Origin of the sequence: Alteromonas sp. CH_MED4-4, from assembly GCF_037029575.1 — a bacterium.
GTDB lineage: Bacteria > Pseudomonadota > Gammaproteobacteria > Enterobacterales > Alteromonadaceae > Alteromonas > Alteromonas macleodii.
In genome coordinates this window covers 1-23,071 of the sequence record NZ_JAYMEU010000041.1, presented here as the reverse complement: position 1 = coordinate 23,071, position 23,071 = coordinate 1, and the positions used below count along the sequence as shown (strand labels likewise).

Here is a 23,071-nt window from a genome sequence, read left to right as displayed (position 1 = left end):
TGACTAAGCTGTGGGCCATAAACAGTGCTTATTTATTTCTTCTATGGAGCCTACGCCGCAAAGCGCCATTGTCATTTCAAGCTCGTCTCTCAACAATCGAATAGTGTGAGCAACACCTAATGCGCCCGCTGTTGCTAATCCGTACATCAGAGGCCGACCAATAAGCACGGCGTTAGCACCCAGTGCCATAAGCTTCACCACATCAGTGCCTCTGCGCACACCGCTGTCGGCCAGTACCATCATTTCATCACCAACCGTTTGGCGAACAATAGGAAGCATTTCTACCGGTGAAGGCACGCTGTCCAAAGCACGGCCGCCGTGATTCGATACTACAATACCCGCTACGCCAAGTTCGGCTGCTTTTTGAGCGTCCAGTGGATTAAGAATACCTTTCAACACAATAGGCAATGACGTGTGTTGCTTGATAAAAGCAATATCGTCCCATGTAGGAGCCTGTGCCATAAGCCCTTGAAATACCACGCTCTTGCCTTCTCCAGGGTGTACTAAGGGAGGAGGCGTATCTATATTGACCGCGCGCACATTTGGAGGGAGCGAAAACTCAGCTCTCTGCTCACGGTTTCGCAAGCCGTTAATTGGCGCATCGATGGTGATTACCAGTGCTGAAAACTGAAAGTGCTCTGCTTTTTGTATGAGTTCTAGAGTTTGTGAACGGGTAGGTTGAACATAGAGTTGAAACCAGCGGGGGCTTTCCACCTGATTAGATATATCTTCAAAGGAGCAACTGGCTAGTGTGCTCATCACCCATAAGCCGCCTTGAGCTTGTGTTGCCATCGCCGTCGCAATCTCACCATCGGGATGCGCTAGCACTTGATAAGCAACAGGCCCTGAAATTATAGGGTGTTCAAACTGCTGCCCTAACAAGGTGGTTTTAGTTCCCCCCAGTTTGACATCTTTCAAAGCGCGGGGAAGTAAACACAGGTCGTCTAGTTTTTCTCGATTTCTTCGCATCGACAATTCATCTGCAGAGCCACCGGCAATATACGCCCACGATTGTGGGGTTAGTCGCTCCCGAGCCAGGTTCTCGTAATCAGACAGTGCTGCAAGGGTTTTAGGAATTGTATTTAGCGGTGTTTTAAGCATATTCGTCAGTTTTATGTAAAGAAAGTAAAAAGCCTTTCAATATTAATTAAATTGCAAATGATAATAATTGTCATTAAGATGCAGTGCGATTTGAGCACGATTAGCCACTTCTTGCAAATAAGAAGAGAAATAAAGCGATGAAGATTCCCTATGACAGACAGGGGATGCAAGTTTCTACGGATAGTCTCACTTTTGGGCATTCTTTCTTGGAATAACAATAATCACACCAATTGCCCTAACTCAAATAGTTAGTGCTTTGCTCATGTTTGGCGTTAGAGCCATTTATGAAGATAAGCCGCGCGTAACAAGACACAACATTTTGAAATGGCGAGCCACTGGCTGGCCAACACTCAACACATTAAGGATTATCAAATGCCTGTAAATGGTAAGCGCATTATTTTGTTAGGAACCCTGTTTCCCATGTTGTCAGCGGGTGTGCTGGCGCAAAGCGAAGAGATAGAAACGCTCGACACCACCGTTGTGCAATCTGCGTCTGAAGAGCTGAAGCAAGCCCAAGGCGTGTCTATCATTACGGAAGAAGATTTCAAACGTCGTCCTGTCACTAACGATATCGCTGAAATTGTAAGAACCATGCCGGGTATCAACCTTACAGGTAACTCAAGCTCAGGACAGTATGGCAACAAACGTCAAATCGACATTCGCGGAATGGGTCCAGAAAATACGCTTATTTTAATTGACGGCAAGCCAGTGTTGTCGCGTAACTCTGTAAAAATGGGCCGTTCAGGCGAGCGAAACACACAGGGCGACAGCAACTGGGTTCCAGCTGAAGCGATTGAGAGCATTGAAGTTATTCGTGGTCCAGCAGCGGCTCGCTATGGCTCTGGCGCATCAGGTGGTGTTATCAATATTATCACTAAGTCTCCTGATGAAGCTTCTACCTCTATCACCGCTCAGACCGAGCTTTCTTCAAATAAATACGAAGGCGACAACCGTCGTTTTAACCTAGTAACAAGTGCGCCTTTATCTGAGCGTTTCTCTCACCGCACTATTGTTAACTACAACGAACAGGACGCTGACGACCCACGCGTAAATTTAGACGCAACAGACGTAACAACGGGCCGCGGCGGTACAGCAAAAGCGGTAGGTGCAGGACGTGAAGGTGTTGAAAACATCGACGTGCGTACTCTTGTTCGCTTCGACCAAGATGAAATTAATCGCTGGGACTTTGAAGCAGCCTATAGCCGCCAAGGCAACCGCTATGCCGGTGACAATGCATTTCAAGGCGTAAGCTACCCCGTTGATGAAAATGGCAACGTCATCATTCCAGACGCTGAAGACCTGGCAGAAACCGATCCTCAGAGCTTAATTGGTGAAGAAACACTAGTAATGCACCGTCGTACGTTCGGCGTAACACACAATGGTGAGTATGACTTCGGCGATTCATTTAGCTATATCCAATACGAAAGCACGTCTAACAGCCGTTTAGGTGAAGGCTCTGCAGGTGGTGGTGAAGGTCGCATTAATAGCCTTGAGATGACCACCATCAAATTAGAGAACATTACGGCAAAGACCGAGTGGAATGTGCCTTTAACGTTAGGCGGCTTCAATCAAACCGCAACGTTTGGTGCGGAATACCGCAAAGAGACCCTAGACGATTCAGTTAGCAATCAGCTTTCTCTGAATGTGGTTGATGACGGCACTATTCCTGGTGTAGAGACTGACCCAGAAAATCGTCCATCTGAAACCGACGCCACGCTTGTAGGTGTGTATGTTGAAGACAACATCATGCTAACGGATTCAATCACGCTTACGCCTGGACTGCGTTTTGATGATCACAGCAAAGCGGGTACAAACCTTAGCCCGAGCTTGAACGCGTCATGGCAGGCATCGCCTAACATTGTGGTTCAAGGTGGTATTAGCCGTGCCTTTAAAGCGCCAAACCTTTATCAGCTAAACCCTAACTACGTGTACTACACCCGTGGTAATGGTTGCCCAGTTGACTTCTCTAACTTAGGTGGCGGATGTCACATTCTAGGAAACCCTGACCTAGAGCATGAAACCTCAGTAAACAAAGAAATTGGTGTTAACTACACCAATGAACAGGGCTTGAACGCGGGTATTACTTACTTCCACAACGACTATAAAGACAAAATTGGCACCGGTAATGTGCCGCCAGAGTATGTGTTACCTGGCGAAGAAGGTGGCGAGGCAAACGTTCAGGTATTCCAGTGGTTTAACGTTCCTGAAGCGGTTATTTCTGGCCTTGAAGGTAACTTGTTGTTCCCTGTAACCAGCACTATTGAGTGGTCGACCAACTTTACCGTGATGCTTGAGTCAGAAGATAAATCTACTGGCCAGCCATTATCTATCGTTCCTGACTACACAGTGAACTCACTAATAAGCTGGCAAGCCACCGATGCACTCGAGCTTGTGCTTAGCGCTCAACACTACGGTGAGACAGAAAGCCCTACGGCAAGCGTAAACTCGGGCGCCGTTATCGAAGCTGATGATCGCGAAGCCTATACCATCACCAACATTAACGCCATTTACGCGTTCGACGAAAACTTGAGCTTCAACGTGTCGGTTAAGAACTTGTTCAACGAAAGCGTTAAGCGTGAAGGTACGCAAGCGTCTAACGCAGGAGCGAATACCTTTAATGAACCAGAAAGAAGCTTCTTGTTGTCTGCTACTTACCAGTTCTAATACTTAGCAAGCAGTAACAAGACATTAAAAATGCCGGCCTCGATAGTGATATCGACGTGCCGGCAATCTCATTAATTCAGCTAAGAGATGTAAGGGATTTGAATGAAAGTTAAAAGAAGTGCAGTGCTCTCTTTTGTACTGATATCACTTGCCGTGTCCTCATCAGGTATTGTGATGGCAGCGACAAAAGCCAGCGATATTGATGGGCTCACTGAAAAGTGGATTAGCATTGAGCGCCAGACGCAAAAGCTAGAAAACGAGTGGCGCGAATCAGAGCCTGCATTGCGTCAGCGCATTCAATTGCTTAAAGCTGAACGTACTCAGCTGCAGAGTATGATTGACGAAAGTAAAGCTGCAACCACCGACGTAGAAGCCCAGCGAGAAGCACTTCTTTCTGAGCAAAGTGAGCTTGAAGCACAACAGGGCGGGGTAGAGCGAGCCTTAGCAGGAGTCATCGGGCAAGTCGATAGCCTTTACTCGTCGTTGCCAGAGATTATTCGCCAGACGTGGGATAAAGAACAAGCCGAATTAGCGGCTGACGCCGACACGTCAAATAAGCTTCAGGTTACCCTTGCAAAACTTTCATCCCTTGCGCAATTCAATAGCAAGCTTCTGGTTAACGAAACCGTAATGCGTGCTCCCGATGACAAAGATGTATTAGTTAAGCAGTTCTTTGTTGGCAGCAGCTATGCGTGGTTTACCAACGCCGATGGTCAATATCAGGGGGCCGGTCACGTTAAAAATGGCGAGTGGCAGTGGCAATTTAGTGACAATGTAGATAGCGAATCGGTGGCCCTTGCCGTCGCTATTTTTGAGAAAAAGCATGAACCTGATTTTGTTTCTTTACCACTTACGCTGGCTAAAGGAGAAGGCGAATGAAACGCTTATCTCACGTTCTCACAACATTTAATCCAATCTTGAAATCCTCTCTCATCGCAGCATGTGTTGCTTTGTGTGCTGCTGTGGTTTGTGTACCGGCAGTGGCAGCGCCTGAAGATAGCATGCTGGCCAATATTAAAGAGGCAAAAGCGCGTCTGGAACGCACAGAAAGCAAAATTAGCAAAGAGCGGGTAGCGCTGGCTAACGAATTGCGTGCGCTTGAACAGCAGGTAATGAAACTGCGCAATGAAACCACGGTCGCCCGCCGTAAAATGGATGAAAGAACCCTTAGTCTTTCCCAGTTAGAAAATCGCCTATCGAGCTGGAGCGAGCAACAAGAGTTCCAACAAAATTTGTTGAGCCGTTTCCTGCTTCAAACTGGTGTAGACAGTCTGTCATTAAGCGAAATGAGCTTGTCTGACAAAGTCCAGAAAGTGGGTGAAAAAGCGAAAGAGTTTGCCAATCAACAAACCCCTAATTTCAGTGCAGGAAAGGTTGTACTGGCGAATGGCGAAGTGACCCAAGCAAAAGTGCTTACTCTTGGCCCGGTGACGTGGTATCTGGCGCAAGCACAAAACGTTGCGGGTACGGCAGAGCGTAAGCAAGACCTGTTTACCTCTACGTCCACTTTTTCAGATACGGATACCGAAAGCCTTGCAAGCTTGGCAAGCAGCGGCAATGGCAGCATTAAAATAGATCCTACTCTTGGCCGCGCAGCTACACGCGAGCAAGCGTCAGAAGGGGTAATTGAGCATGTTGTGAAAGGCGGAGTGTGGGTGATCCCTATCGTTTTGTTTGCCCTTCTCGCTACGCTTATCGCACTGTTTAAAGTTATTCAGCTATGGCGCTTACCGAAGGTTAAGCAAGTAGCATCAGGCAAAGCTCTGGTGAACATGGTGGGCAGTTCAGGTGTGGGCTTCTTTGATGGCATGCAGCGCGAGCTGTATGACATAACTAAGCGTGCAAGCACGCCAACTGAACGCGACGATGAGCTGTTTTCTGCACTTCAGCAAGACAAAATCAAGCTAGAAAAATACAACGGCACCATTGCTGTAACTGCTGCCGTTGCACCCTTGCTAGGTCTTCTAGGTACGGTAAGCGGCATGATTGAAACCTTTAGAATGATGACGGCATTTGGCTCAAGCGACCCCGAAGTTATTTCTGGCGGGATCGCTAAAGCCTTGGTTACGACAGAGTTAGGCTTAGTTGTGGCCATACCGGCATTAATTCTAAATGCCGTACTCTCTCGCAAAGCGCGATATTACTACGAAGAGCTCGAAAGTTTCGCGCTTGTACTTAGCAATGACGAGCCTGACGTTGCTGAGAAAAGCGACCAAAAGAGTGATGGTCAACAGCAAGCGAGCGTAAGCTAATGATTGAACAGCTAGCGGGGAATGCATTGTGTTGGTTAATGCTGCTGGTGGCATGGTTTGCTTACCAGCAAATCTTTGTGTTGTTTACTACACGCAAAGAGATAGCCCAATGCGGTGGCAATAAAAAGCTGCGTGATGGAGAGAAAGAGCTAACAAAGCGAGAAATGGTACCTGCCGTACTGGTTAGTGCGCTTCCCTTGATGGGCCTGCTAGGAACAATTGCAGGCCTACAAGTGAGTTTCACCGGAATGATGTCATTAGGTGTCGATAGTCAAGTCGTCACTGGTGGCATTGCCGATGCACTTTTTACCACTCAGCTTGGCTTAACCTTGGCTATTCCTGGCTGGCTTTTGTTGATGTTTGTTAATGGTGCGGTAAAGCGCGCCGTAGCAAGGGAGGCGTAAACATGGCAAGTCGATTACAGCGACGCCTTGAAAACCAGCAAGCGCAAGGCATTGATATGTCTCCGCTACTAGACGTGGTTTTTATACTTTTAATTTTCTTTATCGTTTCAACAGTGTTTGTAAAAGAGACTGGGGTAGAGGTAGATAAACCACAGGCAATATCAGCACAAAAGCTTGATCAAATGGCCATTATGCTGGCAATTACCCGAACCGGTGAAGTGGTGTATGACAGTGCCAATATCGGTGTGAGCGGTGTGCGCTCTACCGTTGAGCAATTGTTGATGAAAGAACAACGCCCAGTAGTCATTCAGGTAGATAAAGCCGTTCGCTCTGAATTACTGGTAGAAGTCATAGATGAAGCCAAACTGGCGGGTGCCGACACGGTAAATATCGCCACTTTGAAGCCATAGCGAACGAGGCAAAATTCAATGAAATACAATCTTCAACCTTCTCTACTTAGCGGTGCGGTGCTCGTTAGTGCGCTTGGCGTTATGTGGCTAGGGCACTTTTTGTCTAATCTGCAGCCCGACACTATGGTTGTGCGCAAGTTAGACATTGCGGTAACGCCTCCACCGCCGCCGCCCCCTAAAACGCAAAATGTAGTGGAAGAGACTGAACTTGTTATGCAGGTAGAGGGCAGTGGCGCAGCCATGACCATGGCGGATTTAAGTGTTGAGCCAGATATTCAAGTGCCAAAGCCCGACATGCCAAATGTCAAAGTGACCCAAACCCAATGGGATATGCCTGATATTGAATTGGACGCCTTTGGGCTAAGCGAACTGGATTCAAAGCCTACCTTGCTGACACCGGTCAAAATACGTTTCCCCAAGCTACTTAAAAAGCAAGGTATCAAGCGGGTGATTGTAAAGCTCGACGTCATTATTGACGAACACGGCAACGTAAAGCTGATGGACATTGTCGAGAACCCGCATCACGAGCTCAATAAAGAAATAATGCGTTTTGTTAAAGCCAGCAAATTTACATCGCCCTACAAAGAAGATGAAGCGGTGAAGGCGCGTTTTATTTGGCCTGTAGTTATAGAGGCCTAATAGAAGCTTAATAGAGGCTTTATAAAGGCCTGGTTTTATCGCAATAAAGCGAAATAGAAGCTAAAGAATTTAGAGGTTGATTGAGACAATGTTAAACAAGATTACAGCCGTAACTGTCCTCAGCTGTGTAGTGAGCGCGCTGGCTTTTGTTAAGCCGGTAAGTGCGAAAATAACGGTGGAATTGGAAGAACCCGATTGGCAGTTTGTCATGCGTCAGCATCATAGAGATGATCATCGTGAACGTATATCCCGTGAAGAAGGTGAGTTTATCGGGCGCATTCAGGCCGACTTGCAAGCAGGCAATTATTCAAACGTTGCCAGCGCATTTGCAACCCAGGATATTTCTCAATTTAGTCCACGCTTGCGTGAGCTTTACGGACAAGTGCTATTGAATGAGAAAAACTACTCACTTGCCGAAAAAGTGCTGTTGGACGTTATCGATGCTATGCCAAACCTTCCATCGGCGCACAGAAGTTTGAGCATGGCGTATTTAATGACAGATAAATTGGCCAAAGCACGCACTCATTTAACTAAAAGCGTAGAGCTAGGTATTCAAGATGCCCAACTTTTCGGGCAGCTAGCCTATACCAATGTTCAGCTTGGCAAACCTGTCACCGCTATTGGTGCTTATCAAAATGCGTTAATGCTCGAACCTGAAAACAAGCAATGGTATCAAGGCTTATTGTTCGCGCTTATTGAAAGTAATGCACTTGCACAGGCGGAAAGCTTGCTAAGCGAAATGTTGGTAGATGATGAAAGTGATCAGCAGCTTTGGCTCCAACGGGGACAAATAGCGTTAAAGCAGGGTGACATGGTAAAGGCGCTGAGCAGCTTAGAGACTGCCCTTTCTTTAGGTGACCGCTCGCTGTCGAACTTGATTTCAGTGGCTAAATTGCACGTATCTGACGGCAGTCCGCGGCGCGCAGCAGACATACTGGCTACCCATGCGAAGACTTTCATTACCGACAAAGATGGGGAAGGCTTCGACGCTTACTCCAAAATAGCGGCTTACTTAGCGGCTAATGAGCAGTGGTCTGATTTAGGTAAATTAACGCAAGCTGCTGACAACAATGTGAAAAAGCTCACGACCACTCAAGCAGCTACGCTTAATGTACTTAAAGCTCAGTTGGCTATGGGCAAAGGGCAAAGCAAAACGGCAATTTCCCTTTTGACCAAAGCCATTGCTGACGCCCCTGACAATGGAGAGGCGCTGTTGTCTCTTGCTTCACTTTATCGTCAACAGAACAACGTCGAACGTGCCAAAATGACCTATCTACGAGCTGAGTCACTCGCCGACGTTAAACAGCGCGCCATGCTCGGGCGTGCGCAAATTGCCATAGATCAGCGTCAGTACCAAGATGCACTTACGCTTTTACGACAAGTCTATAAATCGTACCCATCCCGTTCTGATTTACTTGGCAACATCCAGTCACTAGAAAACCTAGTGAAGAACACAATATGAAAAGCCAAACGGTGAACCGCGTCGCCATAAATCGTGAACGATTGGATGTCGCACTTAGAACGCTGATCGCTGTGGCACTGGGCTACGCTTTTTCAGCGTGGCTAAGCAGTGCCATTGCCAATTTTATAGGGGCTGACGGACGAGAGCACGAAGTGCTGGTAAGAATGCTGTTCTTTTGTGTTTACTGCACCTTCATCCTTTTTACGTTCATCTTTGATACGACGAAAAAGGCGTCCATCATAATGACAGCGCTCTCTGCGTTAGCCTTATGTCTTTATTCAATCAGTACAGGGCTTTAACATGAAAGGGAATGTCAGAAAGTCTATGACGTGGCTTCATACTTGGAGCTCGATACTTGTTGGTTGGTTACTCTTTGCGATTTTTTTTACCGGTACGCTGTCGTTTTTTAGAACCGAAATAACCTATTGGATGCAGCCAGAACAACACGCCGCAGTACCCAGCGAAAAGGCGCTAGAGCACGGTTTACGTTATCTTGCGAGCAATGCGCCCAATGCAAGTGAATGGCAACTCTCACTACCAGATGCGCGCTCGAATACACTCGACTTGTCGTGGCGCGACGCTAATGAAGGTAACGAGCGTCGTCGAGGTCCACGGGTCATGTTGAACCCGTCCACGGGTGAAGAGATAAAAGTAAGGGAAACGGCCGGTGGCAACTTCCTTTATCGTTTTCATTTCGAGTTATACGGTATCGACAGAACCATTGGACGCTGGATAGTAGGCGTAGTCAGTATGATGATGTTTGTTGCTATTATCAGCGGCGTCATCATGCACAGAAAAATCTTTGCCGATTTCTTTATGTTCAGGCCAAAGAAGAAGCTGCTGAGCTGGATAGATGGGCACGCCATTAGTGCGGTACTAGCACTACCTTTTCATATCATGATCACTTTTTCTGGTTTGATTCTATTAGGCGCCACGCTATTGCCTTTTAACAGCGAGGAGCGCGTGCGGCACCGTCCTCAAGGTACAGAAGTACGCCAGTATGCGCAGCAGCAAAATCTAGCTTCGCCAGACATTAATGCCTTATTGGCCTTACCCATCTCTTCGATGATTGCTCACGCTGAGCGCACATGGCAGGTGCCGGTTGAAAGCCTATCTATTACTCACCCGGGTAAAGCTAACGCTCAGTTTACGCTAAGTGGGAACAACAGAACGCAGTTAAGTGCGGGGCGTGGAGGAAGTAGTGCGCTGGTATTTAACGTACAAGGCGAAGTCATTAACGAGCGCCCAGCCTCAGTAGCCGCTAACGCCAGCCAGGCGACGTATAACTATTTGGATATGCTACATCAAGCGCGCTTCGCCGATACCCTCACTCGCTGGTTACTATTTTTTGCCGGTATTCTGGGTACCATTATGGTGGGAACGGGCTCTGTTTTGTGGGTAGTGAAACGGGCAAAGCAACAGCTTGGAGAATTTGGTTTTGAATTGGTCAGAGGCAGCAATATAGGCAGCATTGCAGGGTTAATGTGTGCGACCGGCGGCTACTTTTGGGTAAATAGACTACTTCCTGCTGATCTAACGTCTCGAAGCTTATGGGAAATTAAGGTGTTTTTCGCAATATGGCTGGTGTGTGTGGTTGCAGGGTTTATTTGGCGAGACAAAAAAGGGTGGGTAATTCAACTTGGCTTTGCAGCAGCGTTGTTTGCGCTTGTCCCTTTGCTTGACCACCTCACCTCAGCAACAGGCTTAGATTTCGCGGTTGCAAATGGTGATAGCCTGAGAGTGGGCTTTGACCTTATGTGCATAACACTTGCGGCAGTACTCGGCTATGCTGCTTACCACGTCAACAAAGCCAAAGCCGTGAAAGCAAAACGGGTGAAAAGCACACTGTCACCTAAGCGAAAAAACAGAGCTCGCCAAGATAAGCCGCAAGGTGACAACAGCGAGGCATTAATATGAGTATCATTCTGGATGTGGTGTTCGCATTTGTGCTTACTTATTTGAGTTTCTTACTACTCTCGCTTGGCAACAAGAAGCATGCCGGTATCACTCGACTAACCAGTACACCTTCACCACTACTTTTAATTGTGCTTCATAGTTTGGCGTATTTGCTTATGGCAATAAGCCTCATGAACTGCATAGACGTGTGGAAGACCGAAATTGGCGTGGTGGTATGGATAGGGCTTTTACAGCTTGCAAGCGTGATGGTTTCAGCAACGTTTACCTATTTACCTACCCTTTACACCGTGGTGTGTAATTACCTATTGCTTGTCGCTTTTTGGGGGCCTCGTTTACGCGAAAAGTGAAGCAATACTTAAAGGTTGTTGAGCAAAAAATACAATAATGAGAATAAATCTCATTTACATTGAAAAGGGTGGAAATATCTGTATTATCTAGCCCGTTGAATTAATCAATATCACCGAGTAGTACAGAGAGTTAGCAACGAAATTATGAGTTTTTCTTTAGGCGGCATCCGCCAATGGCACTGGATTAGTGGCGCAGTCTGTCTGGTCGGGATGATGTTATTTGCCCTAACGGGGATTACGCTAAATCACGCTGCAGACATTCCAGCGAACAGAACTGTAACGTCAGCTGAATCAAGCTTACCAGCGTTGGTTGTCGAACAATTGGTTTCTCTGGACACCGGTGACATAGCCATTCCAAGCGAACTCGTCGCGTTTATGCAGTCGCAAGAGGGCATTTCACTACCTTCATCGGTGACGGGAGAGTGGGATGGTATCGAATTTTATGCCGCTTGGCCTGGACCCGGTGCTGACAGTTGGATAGCAGTAGATGCTGAACTTGGCACAGTGACTTATGAAAACGTTGATAGAGGATGGATATCTTATTTCAATGACCTGCATAAAGGGCGGAACACGGGAAATGCCTGGCGCTGGTTTATCGATATCTTCGCTGTTGCCTGCATTATTTTTAGCGTAACTGGGCTGCAACTATTAATGCGTCACTCGAAAACGCGCGCGTCTACTTGGCCCATTACTACGCTCGGTGTGCTCATCCCGTTTGTCATTATTTTACTGTTTGTGCACTAGCGCGACGCTGGTGGCACTTACCTACACAATTTTAAGGAGTGTTTACATGAAAATGCGAAAAGGCGCAGTTATCGCATCGACTTTATTAAGTATGACATTTGCCTCTGGCGCTATTCACGCTGCAAGCCAAGCCAAACTTGACGTGGCCTTACCGCAACTTGATGTGGCTGAATATCACAAACCTTATCTTGCCGTGTGGATTGAAGACAGTAAACGCAAGGCTACTCAAGTCGCCGTATGGTACGACGTTGAAATGCGTGAAGACAAAGGGAAAGAGTGGCTTAAAGACTTGCGCCAATGGTGGCGTCGTGGTGGACGAAGCCTTGATTTGCCTTATGACGGACTTACCAGTGCAACAAAAGGCCCAGGCGATTACAGTCTTGATTCGCAGCTAAATAAAGCGTTAGCAGAACTGCCAGAGGGCGATTACACGCTTCGCGTTGAGGCATCACGAGAAGTAGGCGGAAGAGAAGTACTGTCTCTGCCATTTTCATTACCGTTATCTGCTGCGTCACTACCGGTAGAGGTGAAAGGAAATTCAGAACTTGGGCGTGTAGTACTGCGTCTGGAAGACTAATCTGCTGAGGCGCTAATTCAACGCTCACTCAGTAGAGATCCAATAAGAGGACATTATGAAAAAACTATCAGTAAAAGCTTCAGCCATTGCGCTAGCAGCAACACTTGCCGTGTCATTTTCAGCCAGTGCGCATCGCGCGTGGTTACTTCCAAGCTCTACCGTACTATCAGGTGAAGAAGCGTACGTGACGTTTGATGCTGCTATTTCAAATACTATTTTTCACCCTGACCACTTCGCAATGAACGCCAGTAACTTAGTGGTTCAATCGCCAGAAGGTGAAGCCGTAGACGTAGAAAATATGGCACGCGGTAAGTACCGAACCACGTTTGATTTGAAATTAAACAAAGAAGGTACATACAAACTGACGTCTGCCAGCAATGGTATTCGCGCATTTTGGCGAGATGAAGAAGGCAAGCGCAAGATGTGGCCGGGCCGTGGTGAAGAATATAAGCCGGAAGAGTTCACAACAGCCGTGCCTAAGAAAGCAAAAGATCTTCGCGTAATGCAAAGCTCTCGCCGCGTAGAAACGTTTGTTACTCTTGGTGCGCCATCGAACAAGGTGTTCACGCCTGATAACGTGGGTTTGGAGCTAGTGCCAGTGACTCACCCTAATGATTTGTTCGCCACCGAAACGGCAACGTTCAAGTTACTTATTGACGGTGAGCCTGCGGTTGGCGCCGAGGTGGAAGTTGTGCGCGGTGGTATGCGCTACAGAAATGATCAGGAAACGATTAAAGTCACGTCTGACAAAAATGGTCAGATTGAAATTACATGGCCGCAAGCCGGTATGTACTTTGTAGAAATTGGCTATGAAGACGATAAAGCGCAAAAGCCTGCAACGTCTCGTAACGGTAGCTACTCAGGCACATTTGAAGTACTTCCGCTGTAATAACCGCACGTTATTGCGCAGCTAGGGGCTGTAAACGTTCTTTGAATACTCACAGAGCAACAGCCTCTTATGTCTCTAGCCATTTCAATACAACGGCATAAAAGTTAAGCACATGACAGAAACACACCGTCTACTCATAGCAATAGTAAGCATTGGCCTGTATATGCTGTGGGTAGCGGTGTTATTTTTTAAACATCGAAAGAAAAACAACTATGCAGTATCAGGCGAGGAGACCCTTGTCGTATACGCAAGCCAAACCGGTACGGCCGAAAAAATTGCCCGCGCAAAGGCCGCGGCGCTATCACAGCAAGAGCAAACGTCGGTAGTGTCCATGGCATCTTTGAAACTCAACACGTTAAGTAGTGTGTCGAAAGTCATTTTTGTTGTGAGTACCTACGGTGAAGGCGAACCCCCTGATGCGGGTAGAACCTTTAGTAAAGCGCTAAAAAAAGCGTCGTCGAATCAATCTGATTACCTGTCCCACCTGTCTTTTGAAGTGGTGGGGTTAGGCGATAAGCAATACGCCGCGTTTTGCCAATTCGCAGTCACGTTGTTTGATAATATCAGTGCACTAGGCGCACGTGCGCTTTCTCCGCTAACGACATTAGATTCAGGGAAAGGTGAGCATTTGTCTTTGCTTGGTTCGTTGTCACAGGATGAACAGCACCCCACCCATGCTTTCACACTGAAAAATCGGGTTCAATTAAATGAAATAAGTCTAGCTTCTGGCGAGGCTTCAAAGGAACCCTCTGACCACTCTGAGGGCAAACCTTCAAACCCAGCGTCGCCAGGCCTGTTCGGCTTGTCTTTGAACGTTGACCATTCTAATCATACACAAGAGTTACATGAACAATGGGAAGCGGGAGACGTGTTGGAAGTCCTTATTCCTCAGCAAGGGCAGTCACCGATTGTAAGCCGAAGCTACACCATTGCGTCGGTACCACAAGAACACGACGTAAAGCTTGTAGTTCGACAGCTGGTTAAAGACAACGGACAACTTGGGCTAGGTTCTGGATTACTTACCCGTTCTTTACCTGTATCTCAGTCAGTACAGGCCTACATTCGGAAAAATACCAGCGCTATTATTACTAATACTCAGTGCCCATTGTTATTAATTGCTGCGGGTAGCGGCATTGCGGGGGTACGAGCTCAGCTTGCAAAACGCGCATTGCTTGAGAACGCTGGGCCAGTTTGGATATTTTTTGGCGAACGTCATCCCATGCAAGATGATGTGCTTGATAAAACGCTATCGCCTTTCCAGAATAGTGACTGTATTTTTAAAAAGTCAGTTATTTTCTCCCGACAAAAAGGTGGTGGCTATGTTCAACAGCGTCTTGTTGAGCAGCGAGATGAGGTTAAATCCTTCTTAGGCGATACCGGACAAGTATACGTATGTGGGCATTTTGAGGGAATGGGCCAAGGCGTTGACATGGCTTTGCAGTCCATACTTGAAGCGCAAGCCTACAATGCGTTAGCTGACGAAGGACGTTATCACCGCGACCTTTACTAATGTGGAGAACAGCAGGCAAATAATGTCTGTTTTACGCTTTCCTGTTTCACCGCTTAATCATCGCTAATAAACCTCAAAAGCCTTACAGCTAAATCCCAAACTTTGAGTTAGACTTTAGTCTAATGTGTCAGGCCCTTGCCTTGTCGCATGTTTAAATATGCGCAACAGTACGTTGGGCATACCTTAAATAGGTGTTTTCTTATTCAGGTATGACCTTTCGCCACCGATAATTGGTGTAATGTTTGAACTGAAAATAAGAAAATCAACAGGCTAGGGGCTGCTGACCTTTGTTGTACGTTTAAACCAAAATTCGTACACCAAAGAACAATAGACCCTAGGGCCTGTCGATAAAACAAATTAGGACGACAGTATGCAGTCTATTGCCATTGTTATACTGGGCATCATCGGAATGTTGCTCGGCTGGTTCGTATATTCGAAGTTTATTGCGAGCCGTATATTTAAGTTGGATGATAGTTTTGTAACACCAGCCCATACAATGAAAGATGGGGTGGACTATGTTCCCACCAATAAAGTTGTATTGTGGGGGCACCATTTCACTTCCGTGGCGGGGGCAGCACCCATCGTAGGTCCAGCTATTGCTGTCTACTGGGGATGGGTTCCTGCGGTACTTTGGGTTGTGTTCGGTACGATATTATTTGCCGGTGTGCACGATATGGGCGCCTTATGGGCCAGCGCACGCCACAAAGGCAAATCAATGGGCGCGCTGTCTGAGACCGTCATCGGAAAACGCTCTCGTTCACTATTTATGATAGTGATCTTCCTAGTACTCTTAATGGTTAATGCGGTATTTGGCGTGGTTATCGCGAACTCTTTTGTCTCCCAACCCAATGCGGTATTCCCAGCTTGGATGGCAATCGCAGTTGCATTAGTCATAGGTCAATTGCTTAAACGTAATTTCAGCCTCATACCCTTATGTATTGTGGGGATTATTGTGCTTTACGCATCGGTGTATGCGGGCAGTTATATCCCACTAAGTCTGCCGGAAACCATGTTTGGTTTAGCAGATAAAGCAAACTGGATCATTATCTTATTTATTTACGCCGCTATTGCATCGCTGTTACCAGTTTGGATGCTGTTACAGCCTCGTGATTTCATTAACGGTATGCAATTACTTGTTGGCTTGTTCCTGCTTTATGGTGCTGTGTTCTTTGCTATGCCGGATATCACGGCGCCAGCGTTTAACGCTCAAACCGCTGTCGATTCTCCAAGTCTAATCCCGCTGTTGTTCGTTACTATTGCGTGTGGCGCTGTTTCTGGTTTCCACGGTATTGTGTCTTCAGGTACCAGCTCTAAGCAGCTAGACAAAGAGACCGATGCACGCTTTGTTGGTTACCTAGGCGCGGTCGGTGAAGGTTCACTGGCACTTATCACCATTGTCGCTGTAAGCGGCGTTGCGTTTGCAGCTTCTCCAGAAGAATGGCACGAAGTATACAGCCACTTGGGTGCGGGTAGCGTGGGTGCATTTATCACTGGTGGTGCGAACCTAATTCAGCAGGGATGGGGGTTGCCGGTAGATTTCTCGTCAACGATCCTTGCGGTAATGGTTGTTCTATTTGCTGGCACCACCATGGATTCGGGCGTGCGTCTGCAGCGCTACATAATCCAAGAATGGGGCGATATCTATTCAATTGGTGCACTTAAGAACGGCGTGGTTGCAACGCTCGTAGCTGTTGGATGTTGTTTATTGCTGGCCTTCGGTGCAGGTGGTGCGTCAGGCAGTGGCGGTATGATTATTTGGCCGTTATTCGGTTCTACTAACCAGATACTAGCCAGTTTAACCCTGTTAGTAATCTCGGTTATGCTGATTAAATTAGGTCGACCAGCGAAATATACGCTGATTCCAATGGTGTTTGTACTGATTATGGCCTTCTTTGCTGGGCTTATTAAACTTAAAGAATACTACGTTGAAGGTAACTATCTATTGGTATTCTTAGACGCAGTAGTACTTATTGTGTCTGTGCTTGTTATGCTTGAAGCTTTTTCTGTGGTGTCAAAACTCAAAAAGGAATCGAAGCTTAAAAAAGAGCAAGCCAATGGATAAGTCACTAGCGACAAAAACTTTCATGGTTGACCTCGTGGTTTAAAATTACACTTTCGAGACAGTCAACATTCGGCCAGTGCATTTGTACTGGCCATTTTTCTTTCCTTTAAAAGCAAAACGCACTCGCATAAATCAGGTTAATCAGTTTTGCTGATTTTCTGTCATACAGCATATCTGTTATTATACTTACCGTTCTAAAACACCGTTATTTTTGTTGTCAAAAGCCACGTTCTTCAACGTGACCTTTCAATAAAATAACCTGTGAGGCTTTGTGTCAGATATCATTTTACTTGGACAAAATTTCCTAGCACTTTTCGTTGAATCCGCGCCTTGGTTACTTCTCGGTTTGCTGGTGGCGGGTATCATGCACGAATTGGTACCCGTTTCGTTTTTGGAAAAGCACATGGGCAGCTCATCGTTTGGCTCAATTACAAAGGCCGCGGTTATTGGTGCGCCTTTACCTCTGTGCTCTTGCGGCGTTATCCCAGCGGCACTTGGGCTTAGACGTAGCGGTGCATCTAAATCTTCCACTATCTCTTTTTTAGTGTCTACGCCCGAGACTGGCGTAGACAGTGTTTCTGTGTCCTACGCATTGCTTGGACCGTTGTATGCCATTGTTAGACCCATCGCGGCCATTACAAGCGCTATTTATGCTGGATTGATGGTGCGTTTTTTCGCAGAAGCAGAAGAGGCTCAACAACGACAATCTGAGGCGACGCAGTCATCGTGCTGTGGTTCAAAGCAAGCACCTAAACCAGAGCCGCAAATACAGGCCAGCACGTCCTGTTGTGCAAGCGAAAAAACACATGCTCATAACCACGAAAGCACAGACAAGCCTAAACACGAGTCTTCGCCTTCGAAAGTCTCAAGCGTGCTTTCATACGCCAGTGGCAAGTTACTTGAAGACATTGTGATATGGTTACTAGTTGGATTAGCACTTGCCGCGGCAATTAAAACGTGGGTACCCACCGACTTTTTAACGCAATGGGGTGATGGCGTGGTCGCCATGCTAGTGATGGCGCTAATCGGCATTCCTATGTACATATGTGCTACAGCATCAACGCCACTCGCGGTTGGTTTTCTTGCGGCGGGGCTATCGCCCGGTGCTGTTTTAGTGTTTTTAATGGCGGGACCCGCTACTAACGTATCAACGATGGGAATGATCAAACAAGAAATGGGCACGCGAACGTTAGTGCTTTACCTTTTCAGTGTTATCTCTGCGAGTATTGGTTTTGGTTACGCACTGAACTACCTAGTATCTTCGTTTTCTTTAGCCTCTATGATCAAAACGCAAAGCCATGTTCATGAGCACGGTGCAGACGTTCAAGTGATTTATGGGCTATGCGCGATTTTATTGGCGGGGTTAATGTTAAGGCTGGGTCTGAAAAAGCTGCAGCAACACCGTCATAACCAAGAGCAACATTCGGCGTGCTGCGGCTAACAGTAGCCCAGCGGATGCCTTTCATAATAAAGCGCTCAAATGATATTAATAGAGCGCTTGTATATCCCGCTCTATTATCCATAATAGTCGTTCAACTTATTAAAATTAAAACGCGTTTAAACCTACAAGGACGCTTGGAATAACTACATGCTTTTACTTATTGTGTACGTCTTCATTGCACTGGGCTTTTCTTTTTTGTGCTCCATTGCAGAGGCTGTGATTCTGAGTGTTTCGTCCGCTTATATTTCTGTTTTAGAGAAAGAGGGCAAAGCCAGTGGTGCGCTACTACGTAAGCAAACCGATAATATAAATACGCCTTTATCAGCAATATTAACGCTGAACACTATTGCTCATACTATGGGGGCTGCCGGGGCAGGTGCGCAAGCGGCAGCAGTATTTGGTGACGCCTATCTAGGCGTTATTTCAGCAGTCCTTACACTCCTTATTCTTATTTTTTCTGAGATTATCCCTAAAACACTTGGTGCAACCTATTGGCGAACACTAGCGCCAGTAACCGCATATTTTCTTAAATACCTTTCAATTGTACTTATGCCGTTCGTTAAAATGTCTGAGCTAATGACGAAAGGCTTTAAAGAAGACAGCCCACTTCGCGGGTTAAGCCGTAGTGAGCTACACGCCATGGCAGAGTTGTCGGGGCAAGAAGGTCAGCTAGCGAATCACGAAGCGGCGTTTCTGCAAAGCTTGTTAAGTTTGCACGAGCTGAAAGTGAAAGATGCGATTACCCACCGCACGGCGCTATTTAAAGTGTCGGAGTCGATGACGGTAGAAGGCTTTTTCCACAAGCACGCCAATATAGAATTTTCTCGTATCCCTGTGTTTGAAGACAGCGACTCAGAAAACATTACCGGCTTTGTGATGCGTTCTGATTTATTGGTAGCACAAGCCAGAGGTAACACTGATAAGCCGCTCTCTGAATACGCAAAAGATATGGTTACCGTGTTAAACACTATGCCGCTGTCAGTCACCTTCGAGCACTTCATCAATAAGCACGTGCATATGTTACTGGTGGTTGACGAGTACGGCGGTTTAGAAGGGGTGCTTACGCTAGAAGACCTGCTCGAACGCTTGCTAGGTGTCGATATCGTAGATGAAAAAGACACCACGGTGAGCATGCGTAGGCTTGCCAAGATGATGATGAAACGCAAAGAACAAATGATGATCAAAAACGTACCCGATGCGTCTCTTGAGAGTTCGTCTAAAAAATAGAATTAGCGCCAATTCACTCGTAATGTTTAGCCATTATTAAGGATGATAAATATGAAACAGGATTTATGGAAAAAAGCATTGAGAACAGAATATTCAGCCCGCGAAAATATTGTTAAGCGAATCCAACCATCGCTCGTTTTAGCGGCTTTGCTCGCGACAGGTATCACGGCAAGTGCAGCTGCACAGGAACTGAGTATCCCATGTGATGATCTTGAAGAAAAAGCGCTCGCTGAATCGAAAGCTGATGAAGTAGAGCGCATAAGCGCATTTACACCAGCGACGCCTTTGAAACGTATCGACCCTAAATACCCATCTCAAGCCATTAGAAAAGGCCGAGAAGGTTGGGTTAGGCTAAGCTACGTTATCGACGAAGAAGGCAGAGTGAAAGACCCTGTTGTAGAAGACTTCTTTGGAAGCCCTTCGTTCAAACGCAGTGCACTGTCAGCGGTCAAGAAATGGCAGTATAACCCCGCGATCAAAGATGGCGAACCTACCCAGCAGTGTCATCAAGCAGTCCAAATGGATTTCGCTATAAGCGGAAAAAGCGGTGCCACACGCAAATTTATTAAAGCTTATAAAGTCGCAGACGAGCACTTTAATGCGGGTGATGTTGACGCGGCTGATGAAGCACTTAAAGAGCTTCTAGGCTGGGATACGCTAAACCGCTATGAAAATACGTGGTTGCTAAACTTGGAGTCTCATATAGCGAGCAAACAAGGGGACGTAGAGAGGGAAGCGCAAAGCCTAACGCGATTACTTGCCAGCAACGGTAGTAAGCGCTTCAATAACATGGTGTTCGATGAAGATTATGTGGCATACGCCCTTCAGAGAAAAATCATACTCGATGCTCAGCGCGGGTATTATGCAGAAGCATTAAAATCCTACACCACACTTCAAGACATGGAAGCGCAAGAAACGCGTATTGGCGAGATCGCGCCGCTAATTAGTCAGATTGAAGAATCTATTGCATCTGAGCAAAACTTAACCGTGCCCGTAACGATAGGAAGTGATGGGAACTGGTTCCATACTCTTGTGCGAAGTAAGTTTGCTTTTGGCAACATCCAAGGCGAGCTTGATACCGTTGAAGTCCGTTGTGATACTCATCGAGAAAAATTCACGGTTGCCGAAGCGCATGTCTGGCAAATTCCAAACTCTTGGGGACAGTGTCAGGTGATGGTGAAAGGTGACAGCGAAACAAAATTTGATTTAATTGAAGTGGCGAAAGGGTAGGACGAACACCAGTCGCTTCGCTACAGAGTTACAGTGAACGCCAGTTGAAATAGTTGCTCTCTATAGTCCTCGTCGGATTGGAAAAAACGCAAATTCTCCTGATGCCCTGAATTTAATTGCCACTCTGTGCTAACGGATAAATAAGAGGTAATGTCGTACCTTACGCTAACGGTAAAGGCGTTACCTCTGCTTCCATTCGGGTCATACATAATATCATCGTTATCTATCACCTGATACCAGTCCCCACGCATGGCTAAAGTTAAATCTTCCCATCCTAATTGCTTTAGGTTGTATGCCGCACCGATATACGCACTGGAAAAATCGTTGTCTACGATATGCTCCCCCATCAAAGTGTCACCTAGTAGCACTTGAGAAAACACCGTTAACTCAGGTCGTGGTAAATATCGCAGTGTTAATGAATGAAAGCGCGTATGCCAGGCATAAATGCGGTCTGGGTCAACAATGTTCGGGTCTGCATTATTGTCGTAATAGTAATAACGTAACTCGGCCTTTCTAGCATAGGCTAAGTGAGCTCCTACGTAGTACCCAAACCGATTGTCAATTTCTCTGAAGGGTTCAGTCCATGCCGGTGCGTTTAACTTATCTTCATCGACGACGCCGGGAATGGGGAGGAAGTTTACGCGATCATTATAAACGGACTGTCTGTCGTGAAGGGCAAACCCTCGCCAAGAAAGCAGAGTGCCGGTGGAATCGTTACCTTTGAACACGCTGCCCAATACTTTCCATGACCAATGGCTTCTTATTTGCCTGCCATTTTGGCGTAGACTTACTTCGATGCCGCCCGTTCTTAGTTCTTCACCCACCCAACTATTAATTGCTGAGTTACTTAGAAAATGAGGCGATAACCAACCCGCGTCGGTATTTTCCGCTGAGAGAGCGGGAAAAAATGCCCCTATTTTTACTTCAGGCTTTATGCTTGATGCGACTAACGGGCGATATTTTAAATAAAGCTCGGAGAATCCAACCTTTTGCTCCCCATCGCTATAACCATTGATGACGCCAACTGCCGACCAACTATCCGCTAACATAAAGTCAGCTATCACTACAGCATGAGAGAGCTGTAAGCCGTTACTTTCATAACGCTGATGGCCGGTTCCCATTTGCTGAAAGCTTCGCGAATCATCTTTTGCCACAAAGCTTGTTCTTACTAGGGCCTTGGTTTCTCCGTGAACCTGAAGTGTTAAACTCGTGCAAAGCAAACAGACGGTTATGGCAAAGACATTACGCATTAATAATCGCCAAATCCTTCGTCGAAGTCATCGCCACTGAAAACTGCATCAAGAACAAATTTGTATTCTTGTGAGTTGGTGATAAGCAATGTTGAGCTGTTAAATAGTTTCACATCAGGTTGCTGCGGGTGCCAGGTCATAACACTATACTCGCCTACCGGAAGTGAAACATTCATTACGCCTTCTTCATCGGTTTTTGCGAAAAATGGACTGTCGGTTACCACAATATAGCCCAGCATCCAGTCATGAATATTGCAGCCAATATCTACAATACCAGCTTGCTCAAAGCGAAGCGGTTCAGCGGTAAACTCTTTGTAGAGTTTTAGCTCAAACTGTTTTGTAGGGGAAAAAGAATACACGTGATGAAAAAGATTATCTGCGTTTGGAAACGAAATATCTGTGCCTGATTGAACAACAAGCACGTGAGGCGCAAATTGTTTATCGATTTGATTCATTATGGCGGGCTCTTCTTCACGCTGTGGTGTTGATGCAAGCGTAAAGTTAGGCGTTAGGGTTAACACCATATCTTTCACAGGCTCCCCATTGGCGTCGCTAACGTATATCGAAATGCTTGGCGTTGCTGATAAGGATGTCTCAGCGGCATGTGCCCATGAAAGGGTAGCGCCGGCTAGTAAGAGAGCGCTCGATGTGAATGTACCTGTGATAAAACTAGTTATGTTGAACGTGCTCGCCCTTCGATGAGAAGTAAAGAAAATAGAAAGCGCAAATGACATGGATTTAATCAATAACGTGTTGTTTTTTTGCATTGTAATTCATTCTTTATAATGGCTTTAGCCTTAGACAGAAAGGCAAAGCGCTATGCGTCCTTTGTTGACGCGAAAGCATATGACTACGTATAGCCTATCCAATACCATATATGGACCCTCTCCGATTGCAAGACACCGTGTTGATTTAATAACGTGATTCATTGCTGCCATATATTCG

The 23,071-nt window shown here is 46.5% G+C and carries 21 protein-coding genes; 18 read left to right on the top strand and 3 right to left on the bottom strand.

Annotated features, from left to right (window positions below; genetic code table 11):
• Positions 1-3: 3 nt before the first annotated feature.
• The gene (locus WA381_RS19585) at positions 4-1,101 is read right to left on the bottom strand and encodes an alpha-hydroxy acid oxidase (RefSeq protein WP_156087058.1); all 1,098 of its coding nucleotides are present in this window, start codon (positions 1,099-1,101) and stop codon (positions 4-6) included.
• Positions 1,102-1,473: 372 nt separating this feature from the next.
• Here WA381_RS19585 and WA381_RS19580 point away from each other — a divergent pair, with 372 nt between their 5' ends.
• From WA381_RS19580 to WA381_RS19495, 18 genes are all read left to right on the top strand, one after another.
• On the top strand, positions 1,474-3,765 hold the full coding sequence (locus WA381_RS19580; RefSeq protein ID WP_156087056.1) for a FepA family TonB-dependent siderophore receptor: 2,292 nt from the start codon (positions 1,474-1,476) through the stop codon (positions 3,763-3,765).
• Positions 3,766-3,867: 102 nt separating this feature from the next.
• Complete coding sequence (locus tag WA381_RS19575) at positions 3,868-4,644, top strand: DUF3450 family protein (protein ID WP_156087054.1); 777 nt, start codon at positions 3,868-3,870, stop codon at positions 4,642-4,644.
• Positions 4,641-6,017 (top strand): MotA/TolQ/ExbB proton channel family protein, encoded by a 1,377-nt coding sequence (locus WA381_RS19570; protein ID WP_156087052.1) that lies wholly within the window; start codon positions 4,641-4,643, stop codon positions 6,015-6,017. The genes WA381_RS19575 and WA381_RS19570 overlap by 4 nt, the downstream gene beginning before the upstream one ends.
• On the top strand, positions 6,017-6,421 hold the full coding sequence (locus WA381_RS19565) for a MotA/TolQ/ExbB proton channel family protein (protein WP_025257527.1): 405 nt from the start codon (positions 6,017-6,019) through the stop codon (positions 6,419-6,421). The genes WA381_RS19570 and WA381_RS19565 overlap by 1 nt, the downstream gene beginning before the upstream one ends.
• 2 nt (positions 6,422-6,423) lie before the next feature.
• The gene (locus WA381_RS19560) at positions 6,424-6,831 is read left to right on the top strand and encodes an ExbD/TolR family protein (RefSeq protein WP_014951024.1); all 408 of its coding nucleotides are present in this window, start codon (positions 6,424-6,426) and stop codon (positions 6,829-6,831) included.
• An 18-nt stretch (positions 6,832-6,849) separates the two neighbouring features.
• Positions 6,850-7,470 (top strand): energy transducer TonB, encoded by a 621-nt coding sequence (locus WA381_RS19555; protein ID WP_156087050.1) that lies wholly within the window; start codon positions 6,850-6,852, stop codon positions 7,468-7,470.
• Between the two features lie 88 nt (positions 7,471-7,558).
• Positions 7,559-8,932 carry a tetratricopeptide repeat protein gene (locus WA381_RS19550; protein WP_156087048.1) on the top strand — a complete coding sequence of 458 codons (1,374 nt, stop codon included), beginning with the start codon at positions 7,559-7,561 and terminating at the stop codon, positions 8,930-8,932.
• Positions 8,929-9,231, top strand: a complete 303-nt coding sequence (locus WA381_RS19545) for a hypothetical protein (RefSeq protein ID WP_049589007.1) — start codon at positions 8,929-8,931, stop codon at positions 9,229-9,231. Before WA381_RS19550 ends, WA381_RS19545 begins: the two co-directional genes overlap by 4 nt.
• A gap of 1 nt (position 9,232) precedes the next feature.
• Positions 9,233-10,849, top strand: a complete 1,617-nt coding sequence (locus WA381_RS19540; protein ID WP_231506581.1) for a PepSY-associated TM helix domain-containing protein — start codon at positions 9,233-9,235, stop codon at positions 10,847-10,849.
• The gene (locus tag WA381_RS19535) at positions 10,846-11,196 is read left to right on the top strand and encodes a DUF3325 domain-containing protein (RefSeq protein ID WP_014951019.1); all 351 of its coding nucleotides are present in this window, start codon (positions 10,846-10,848) and stop codon (positions 11,194-11,196) included. The genes WA381_RS19540 and WA381_RS19535 overlap by 4 nt, the downstream gene beginning before the upstream one ends.
• Before the next feature lie 144 nt (positions 11,197-11,340).
• Complete coding sequence (locus WA381_RS19530; RefSeq protein ID WP_231506580.1) at positions 11,341-11,940, top strand: PepSY-associated TM helix domain-containing protein; 600 nt, start codon at positions 11,341-11,343, stop codon at positions 11,938-11,940.
• Between the two features lie 46 nt (positions 11,941-11,986).
• Positions 11,987-12,517 carry a DUF2271 domain-containing protein gene (locus WA381_RS19525; RefSeq protein WP_014977604.1) on the top strand — a complete coding sequence of 177 codons (531 nt, stop codon included), beginning with the start codon at positions 11,987-11,989 and terminating at the stop codon, positions 12,515-12,517.
• A gap of 55 nt (positions 12,518-12,572) precedes the next feature.
• Positions 12,573-13,406, top strand: coding sequence for a DUF4198 domain-containing protein (locus WA381_RS19520; RefSeq protein WP_156087046.1), 834 nt, complete (start codon positions 12,573-12,575; stop codon positions 13,404-13,406).
• A 112-nt stretch (positions 13,407-13,518) separates the two neighbouring features.
• On the top strand, positions 13,519-14,916 hold the full coding sequence (locus WA381_RS19515; protein WP_156087044.1) for a flavodoxin domain-containing protein: 1,398 nt from the start codon (positions 13,519-13,521) through the stop codon (positions 14,914-14,916).
• Between the two features lie 370 nt (positions 14,917-15,286).
• The gene (locus WA381_RS19510) at positions 15,287-16,978 is read left to right on the top strand and encodes a carbon starvation CstA family protein (RefSeq protein ID WP_014951015.1); all 1,692 of its coding nucleotides are present in this window, start codon (positions 15,287-15,289) and stop codon (positions 16,976-16,978) included.
• A gap of 271 nt (positions 16,979-17,249) precedes the next feature.
• Entirely contained in the window at positions 17,250-18,419 is a 1,170-nt protein-coding gene (locus tag WA381_RS19505; RefSeq protein WP_156087042.1) for an SO_0444 family Cu/Zn efflux transporter, read from the top strand.
• A 147-nt stretch (positions 18,420-18,566) separates the two neighbouring features.
• On the top strand, positions 18,567-19,646 hold the full coding sequence (locus WA381_RS19500) for a CNNM domain-containing protein (RefSeq protein ID WP_014951013.1): 1,080 nt from the start codon (positions 18,567-18,569) through the stop codon (positions 19,644-19,646).
• Between the two features lie 51 nt (positions 19,647-19,697).
• Positions 19,698-20,876 carry an energy transducer TonB gene (locus tag WA381_RS19495; protein ID WP_156087040.1) on the top strand — a complete coding sequence of 393 codons (1,179 nt, stop codon included), beginning with the start codon at positions 19,698-19,700 and terminating at the stop codon, positions 20,874-20,876.
• Between the two features lie 20 nt (positions 20,877-20,896).
• Here the strand turns inward: WA381_RS19495 and WA381_RS19490 are convergent, their stop codons facing one another.
• Positions 20,897-22,030, bottom strand: coding sequence for a hypothetical protein (locus tag WA381_RS19490; protein WP_231506579.1), 1,134 nt, complete (start codon positions 22,028-22,030; stop codon positions 20,897-20,899).
• A gap of 95 nt (positions 22,031-22,125) precedes the next feature.
• A complete protein-coding gene (locus WA381_RS19485) occupies positions 22,126-22,893 on the bottom strand; it encodes a methylamine utilization protein (RefSeq protein WP_156087036.1) in 768 nt (255 codons plus the stop codon).
• Positions 22,894-23,071: the final 178 nt, after the last annotated feature.